The following is a 7,116-nucleotide window of genomic DNA, read 5'->3' as shown; positions in this document are numbered from 1 at the left end:
GTGGGTGGTGCCGTAGCCGTCGAGCCAGGCGTCCCAGCTACCGGAGTGCGCCGGCTCGGCAGTGCTGTTGTTCAGCACGCCCGCGCTCAGCGACCACGGGGTTGCCACGCCGCTTTCGAAGCCCGGGTTCTTGATCAGCTGCGTCGCGGTGCAGCCGCCGCCACCGGTGGTGCTGACCGTCCAGCTGAAGGACGCCGAACCGGACGCGCCGGTGCTGTCAGACGCCGTCACCGTCGTGCTGTACGTCGCCGCCGTCGTCGGCGTGCCCGAGATCAGACCGGACGAGGAGATCGACAGGCCGGCGGGCAGGCCGCTGGCGGTATAGGTCAGCGCCGCGCCGCCAGAGTCAGTCGCGCTGATCTGGAGCGAGACCGGGGTGCCCACTGTCGAGCTCTGTGAACCCGGGTTGGTGACGGTCACCGTGTTGCCGCCGCCGCCGTGGTTGAGGATGGTGTGCGAGATCGCGCACGAGTTCGTGTCGTTCGACCAGCTGGCCTGCTCGGAGTACGTGCCGAAGGTGCCGAAGGTGATGTTGGCCGCGCCGCCCGTGGTGCCGGGGCTCAGCCACGCGCACTCGTCCGAGTTCTCCTGCTGGTAGTACGAGCTCGTGCTCTGCTGGTTGGTCCAGCCGCCCGCCGGGTTCTGGTCGGACATCATCTCGTGCCACTCGTGGCCGAGGGTGATGCTGTAGCCGTCCGTGGTTCCGGGGGAGTTCACGAAGCCGACGCCGCAGCCGGCGCCCGAGTCGATGTTGTACGGCTGGTTGCTGAACGCGATGTCGCCGTAGGGCGAGGAGACCGCGCCGCCGGTCAGGCTGCTGTCACCGGTGTAGTCGTGCCACGCGCAGTACGCACCCTGGTAGCTGTCCGGGTTCGTGCCGGTCGGGGAGGCGATGATGTAGTACGAGTCACGGTTGGCCGCGGCCGTGGTGTTGCCGAAGTGCGCCGCCGCGTTGACGGCCTCCTGGCCGAGCTGGTGGCCGCTGGCCGTGGCCGGTGAGGCACCCGAGTTGTCGTACCAGACGCCGGACAGCACGCCGCCGCTCTGGTAGGGGATGAAGCTCGCGTTCGACGGGCAGCTGGTCGCGCCGGCCGAGACGTTCGGCCCGTCACACCACTGCGTCAGGTCCGCCGACCACGTCTCGCCGCCGGTGCCGATGCCCTTGAACATCTGCTGGGCCACACCCGCGGCCCCGGCCGAGTCGCTGCTGAACGCCTGGTTGCCGTTGCCGTCGGTGCTCGACGAGCCCCACTGGTTGCCATAGAAGACGATGTAAACCTTCGAGTGCCCGTCCTGCACGCCGATGCCGTCGATGCCGCCGCCGTAGGCGAGCGTCTGCGGGCCGGTCGCCGCGGCGATCTGCGGGTGCGCGGCGTTCCACGCCTTCATCTTCGCCTGCTGGCCGATGGTCGGGATCACGCCGTGGCGATACGCGTGCTGATAAGACGGGTTGTACGGGTTGGCGGTCGCCGAGACGGCGGCCGTGGCCGGGGTGTAGGCGGTCACCGAGATGCCGGCGGCCAGGGCGAGGCTGGCGGCGGCTGCCAGCGCGACTCGCGGGCCGCGGCGGTGCGCCGCGGCCTCGGATGGGTGCGTCACGTGCAAATCCCCTTCTCGGGTGGCGGCGGCGCATGTGGGTGCGTCCGGCCGCACGGGAGTGCGGGCCTCGACCCGGAAGCGCGGGATCACCGCGGGGTTCTGGGACTCGGCTCGTCGGCATGGCACGCGTCGGCGTTCGGACGAACGCGTCGGGGGGTTTGGGAGACGTGCAGCCGGGCCCGATCCGACCGCTTGGCGTGCTGAACCGCCCGTCGGCATGGCGCCCGCCGGGACGGTCGATTGCGGGTACGAGGTGCGTTGCGGATTGCGGATCAGTGCTCGAAGGCGATCACTGAGCACCGAAGTGGAACGTATCGCCGTGTGCGAATGCGGTCAACGATTACTGGGGTAACAGTTGTTCCATAGGGGACTTATAGGGAAACCCCGCTAACCCCGGGCGTTACATGCGGTTCGTTGCTGAGTCACTGGATTTTCAGCTGCTGTGTCGGTCGCGTCCGGCCGCGAGGGGCGCGCGATAATCGACGAGAAGGCAACTGCGTGCCGAAGGAGCCGCCGATGACCGGAGCAGAACTGTTCGTGGACGCGTTCGGCCGGGTCCGGGAGGTGGTCCACGCCGCGGCGCGGGGGCTCGGCCCCGAGCAACTCGCCGCGCGCCTCGACCAGGACGCGAACTCGATCGCCTGACTGCTCTGGCACCTGGCCCGGGTCCAGGACGACCACGTCGCGGACGCCCTCGGCGGTGAGCAGGTGTGGACCGCGCAGGGCTGGGAGAAGCGTTTCGGCCTGCCGTTCACGCCGGAGGCGACGGGCTACGGCCACCGCTCGCAGGACGTGGCTGCTGTCCGGGTGGACTCGGCGGACCTGCTCACCGGCTACTACGACGCGGTCCACGAGCAGACGATCGAGCGCGTGCGCGGCCTCGCCGATCGGGACTTCGAGCGGATCGTGGACGACTCCTGGGATCCGCCGGTCAGTCTCGGCGTGCGGCTGGTCAGCGTGATCTCCGACACGCTCCAGCATGCCGGCCAGGCGTCCTTCATCCGCGGCGTTCTCCAGCGCCGAGGCTAGCGGGTGTTTGGGAGCCGTGGGCCGGATCAGGGCGCCGGGCGGCAGCGGCTCGCCGTCGGTACGCGGCAGCCGGTACCAGAGCAGCACGCAAACCCCGGCCACCGCCCCGGCCACCGCCCCGGTCAGCGGCCCGGTCAGCGGAAGGGCCACGGCTGCCCTCGCCTACATCGCCCATCTTGCCTATCTCACCCGCCTCGCCATCCCGTTCACATGCGCCCGGCGCGCACCTTCTCGCCGAGATCCCGCAGAACATGCCAGGAGACGGTTTGTTCGAGCGCGGGCAGCAGACACGCCTCCTCGACGTCGAGCAGCCCGCGCGCCTGCGCCACCAGCGCGTCCGCGAGTTCACCGGTCCGTTCGGGAACGTACTCGTGCAGTGCGTCGCCGAGCAGCCGCGTGGTCAGCAGGACGTGCCGTGCCGTGACCGCCGTCAGCTGTTCGATCAGCGCGCGTCGGCGCTTGGGGTCGGCCTCGGCCTCGTACTGCGCGGCCACCAGGTCGATCAGCTTGCGGTCGGCGGCCAGCTCAGTGCCCAGATCCGCGTCGTGTCCCATGTTCCGCTCCGCCCCTCACGCCACCGTCGATCTACGTCCGCGCCGCGGGCGAGCCGCCCGGGCCACGGCGTCCTCCAACTGCGCGCGGGTCATCGTCGAGCGGCCCGGGACGTCCAACTCCGCGGCCCGGGCGTAGAGCTCAGCCTTAGTCAGCATACTGAGATCCTCGGCCCGTTCCCGTTCCCGTTCCCGTTCTCGTCCCTGATCCCGCACCCGCACCTGCTCGCGCACCCGCGCCCGTTCCCGCTCCTGCACCGGCGCCACTCCCTTCTTCTGTCCCCGGTACTCCCGCTTCCGCGCCGCCCCGGCGGGCTCCACTTTCGCCTCCGACTGCGGTTCCGCCTCTGCGTCGGCCTGCGGCGCCGCCACCCGCGGATCGGCTCGTCGCCCGCGCGCGATGCTGCGCTCAAGCGCGTCCATCAGGTCGACCACGTTCGTGGCCGCAGGCGGCGGCTTCTCGCCGCCGACCAGCCCCTCGCCATGCCGCTTGGCCTCGATGAGCTCGTCGAGCCGCTCCCGGTACTCGTCCTTGTACTCGTTCGGGTCCCAGTCGATGCCGAGCGTCTCGATGAGCTGCTGCGCGGCACCGAGTTCGCGCGCGTTGACGGCGGCTTCCCCCGTCCCGGGCAGCGCGTCGATTTCCTTGACCGGGTCACGGATCTCGTCCGCGTAATGCATCGTGTGCAGCACCAGCACCTGCTTCTCCGCCTTGATCGCGGTCAGGTACTGCCGGCCGCGCATCACGAACGTGGCGACGCCGACCCGGTTCGAGGCAGCCAGCGCCTCGCGCAGCAGCGCGTAGACCCTGCCGTACTCGGCGCCCTTCGGCCCGAGGTAGTACGTCGTCGCGAAGAAGATCGGCTCGACCTGCTCCAAGTCCACGAAGCCGGATATCTCGATGGCCTTCGACCGGCCGGGGGCGATCTCGTCGAGTTCGTCCTGGGTGAACACGACGTACTGTCCATCGTCCAGCTCGTAGCCCTTGACGATGTCCCCGAAGGCCACCGGCTTTCCGGTGCGCTCGTTGATCCGCTGGATTCTCACCCGGTCGGCGGTACCGCGCTCCAGTTGGTGGAACCGCGGCGCCTGGTCCCGGGTCGCGGTGAACAGCTCCACCGGGACGGTGACCAGGCCGAAGTTCAGGCTGCCGCTCCATATCGCGCGCGCCATCGGTGCCTCCTCCACCGGGCCCGCGCCGGGACGTGTGACCTGTGGCAGGGATCCGGTCCACCCAGTTTTCCACGATATGGCGTAACCGGTGTATTTCTGCGTCCGAGCAGTGGGCCGACTGTTTGCGGCCGGCGCGAGGGGCCACCCGGTCCGATCGGGAGGCAATCGGGAGGCGTCCGGATTGTCCACCGGCGACGATCTTCGCCGCCGAATCGGCGACCTGCTGAAGCAGCACGGCCGAGCGGTCGCCGCCGAGGCGGGCGGGCGGCTGGGTGAAACGCCGGGACCGCTGTATCGGCCGGTCGTCGTCAACATGCTCTTGTCGATCCGCATTCGCGCGAGCATCGCTGCCGCGGCGGCGCGAGAGCGGTTCGCAGCCGGATGGCGTTTGCCCTTCCGGGCCGCTGTCCTTACTCACGGACGTCCCGTAGTTACGGGCCTGATACCGCTGAGTACCCCGAATGAAGCCGCGTACACGGATGTGCGCTAACCGCGGATTTCGGTTTCCGACCATGCTCGCGGGGCATCAATCCGTTCCTCGGTCAGACCGGGGACAGTGAGGCAGCGAGTCGCACTGGACCGACAGCCTTGAAGGAGCGAGCGCGATGGCATACCGCATCGACACTGCCGAACGAGGCCGACGGGTGTATGCGCTGAAGCGGCGGTCGTCGCAGCGCACCCTGCCGCCACTCGATCTGCGCACGCCGTCCGGGCGCTACCTTCCTTACTGACCCTTCCTGACTGACCTTACTGGGGCACAGACAGCCTTTCTCAGCGATGCCGTGACGCCGCCTCTCGGCCGGCCGTCACGGCATCGCTGCGCCATGAAGCGATCTCGATCCACCGACGTGAGAACCCTGATTGTCGTCGTGGACGGCCGTGAGAGTCAGTACACGTGGCCGTACACGTGGCTGTGGCCTGTACGTCACGCTCTACCCGTCCCGGCAACTGGTTCCGCAGCACCACGCACCCTTGACAAAGGTCTAGACCAACTTGAAAGTGTGCGGTGGGATGGGGATCCCGCGATGCCAGGAGGCGTACTGCTTCATGCGAACACTTACCCACCGGCTCGGAGTGCTCGGCGCCGCGGCTGCGCTCGCCATCGCTCCCGTGCTCACCGCGCCCGCTCACGCGCAGGCCGGTTCGCGCGGTTCCACCGCCCCGGCCGCAGCCGCTGCTGCGGCTTCCAGTCCGGTCCAGATCTACGGTGCCTGGTTGTGCGGCTCGGACTTCTGCACATGGGCTGCGGCTCCCGACATGACCACGTTCGATACGCAGAACCACTGGATGATCGATCGCGGCAATGGCAGCCCGTCGGTCAACCTGGTCGTGCTCGCGTTCGTCGATCCGCTCAAGCTGCTCAACGGCACGACCGACGCGGGAGACACGAACGGTGTGCCCAACGGCATGGACCAGGCCGTGGTGAACTACTTCACCAGCCACGGCGTGCGGGTCATGCTCTCGATCGGCGGGATCACCTACACGGCGGACTGGGACACGGCCCTGACCCAGAACGCGACCTCGCTCGGGCAGAAAGCCGCCGCGGTGGCCACGCAGCTCGGCGTCGGCATCGAGATCGACTACGAGAACAGTTCGAGCCCGAACCTGACGGGCATGCAGGCGTTCATCAACGCGTACCGGGCGGCGCACCCGTACGACGCGACCGGCGCGAATCCGGCCGCGCGGTTGACGATCGACGTCGCCGCCGGTGACCGGTACCTGATCGCGCTCGACCAGTACGCGACCTCGAACTGGCTGACCACGAGCAACCCGGTGCTCGACTACGCGAACGCGATGGTGCCCAACAAGCAGACCTCGACCAGCGGCTCGGAGTCCAACTGGCTGGAGCACGTGGACGGCAAGCCGAACTACGCACCACCGATCGCGCCGCTGGCTCCGGCGAAGTTCACCGGTTCGGTCTACGTCGCCGGGCAGAGCCAGGTGCTGCCCGAGTGCAACAACTTCGCCGGTTCACTACAGAACTCGACCAGCAGTTGGGTCGAGTCGGTCGCCCCGGCCGGAGCGGGCAGCACCAACGGAATGCTCGGCTTCATGTTCTGGGCCGCTGGCGCCCCTTCGACCCGCGGACAGACGACCTTCCCGCCCAACTCCTGCCAGGGCGGGGTCGGAGTGGGCGCAACGACATTGAGCGTGCCGGTGCCGATGCCCGCTCTGCGCCAGAACTGACCCACTGAAGCCGCCGTGGCCGCGGCGCCCGGGAACGGGAGTCAACACGCTGCGGCCGCGACCATGAGCACCGCCAGCGCTGCCATCGGCTGCGAACCGCATGTCTCGCCTCCGATGGCAGCGCTGTCTTTCTCTGAAGCAGCGCCGCCAGCGCGATACATCTCACTCGCCGTGAGCCGTGAGCCGTGAGCCGTGAGCCGTGGGCCGTGAGCCGTGAGCCGTGAGCCGTGAGCCGTGAGCCGTGTAGCCGTGCCCGCGCGCTCGCGCGCTCGCGCGCTCGCGTACCCACGTGCCCGTGAGCCCGTGAGCCCGTGGGTACGCAGGTGTGTGGGCGCAGTGTCAGCGGCGATGGGCGGGAGGCCCGTTTCCGCCTGGCCTCCCGCCCTGTTCCGTTCCGCGCCGTTCGGTTGTGTTGGACCGCTGCTGGATTGCTGTTGGATTGCTGCCGGACGGCTGGTCTAGAAGGCGCCGGTGCCGTTGGGGGTACCGAGGCCCGTGGGACCGTCCCAGCCGGGGCCGGCGTTGCACCACTGGCTGGTCGGGCAGGTGCCGTTGCTGCCGCTCGTCACATCGGTCA

Annotated in this window: 6 protein-coding genes and 1 pseudogene; 4 read left to right on the top strand and 3 right to left on the bottom strand. The window is 69.1% G+C overall.

Annotation, left to right across the window (positions count from 1 at the left end):
* Positions 1–1,599: Ig domain-containing protein (locus VGS97_RS01185; protein WP_326851256.1), on the bottom strand; the 1,599-nt coding region annotated here is incomplete at its 3' end.
* Between the two features lie 516 nt (positions 1,600–2,115).
* Between VGS97_RS01185 and VGS97_RS01175 the strand changes: the two are divergent.
* Positions 2,116–2,628, top strand: a pseudogene (locus tag VGS97_RS01175) (mycothiol transferase).
* A 206-nt stretch (positions 2,629–2,834) separates the two neighbouring features.
* Here the strand turns inward: VGS97_RS01175 and VGS97_RS01170 are convergent.
* Complete coding sequence (locus VGS97_RS01170) at positions 2,835–3,182, bottom strand: hypothetical protein (protein WP_326851254.1); 348 nt, start codon at positions 3,180–3,182, stop codon at positions 2,835–2,837.
* 15 nt (positions 3,183–3,197) lie between these two features.
* Positions 3,198–4,352, bottom strand: a complete 1,155-nt coding sequence (locus tag VGS97_RS01165; RefSeq protein WP_326851253.1) for a Ku protein — start codon at positions 4,350–4,352, stop codon at positions 3,198–3,200.
* Positions 4,353–4,533: 181 nt separating this feature from the next.
* Here VGS97_RS01165 and VGS97_RS01160 point away from each other — a divergent pair, with 181 nt between their 5' ends.
* The 3 genes from VGS97_RS01160 (at position 4,534) to VGS97_RS01150 (ending at position 6,539) form a co-directional block, all read left to right on the top strand.
* Positions 4,534–4,842: a hypothetical protein gene (locus VGS97_RS01160; RefSeq protein WP_326851252.1), complete on the top strand. Its 309-nt coding sequence runs from the start codon at positions 4,534–4,536 to the stop codon at positions 4,840–4,842.
* Between the two features lie 115 nt (positions 4,843–4,957).
* Positions 4,958–5,083, top strand: coding sequence for a hypothetical protein (locus VGS97_RS01155; protein WP_326851251.1), 126 nt, complete (start codon positions 4,958–4,960; stop codon positions 5,081–5,083).
* 316 nt (positions 5,084–5,399) lie between these two features.
* Positions 5,400–6,539 (top strand): glycosyl hydrolase family 18 protein, encoded by a 1,140-nt coding sequence (locus VGS97_RS01150; RefSeq protein ID WP_326851250.1) that lies wholly within the window; start codon positions 5,400–5,402, stop codon positions 6,537–6,539.
* Positions 6,540–7,116 lie beyond the last annotated feature (577 nt).

The organism is Actinocrinis sp. (assembly GCF_035946395.1).
Taxonomy (GTDB): Bacteria; Actinomycetota; Actinomycetes; order Streptomycetales; family Catenulisporaceae; genus Actinocrinis.
This window is presented reverse-complemented; position numbering and strand designations above follow the sequence as displayed.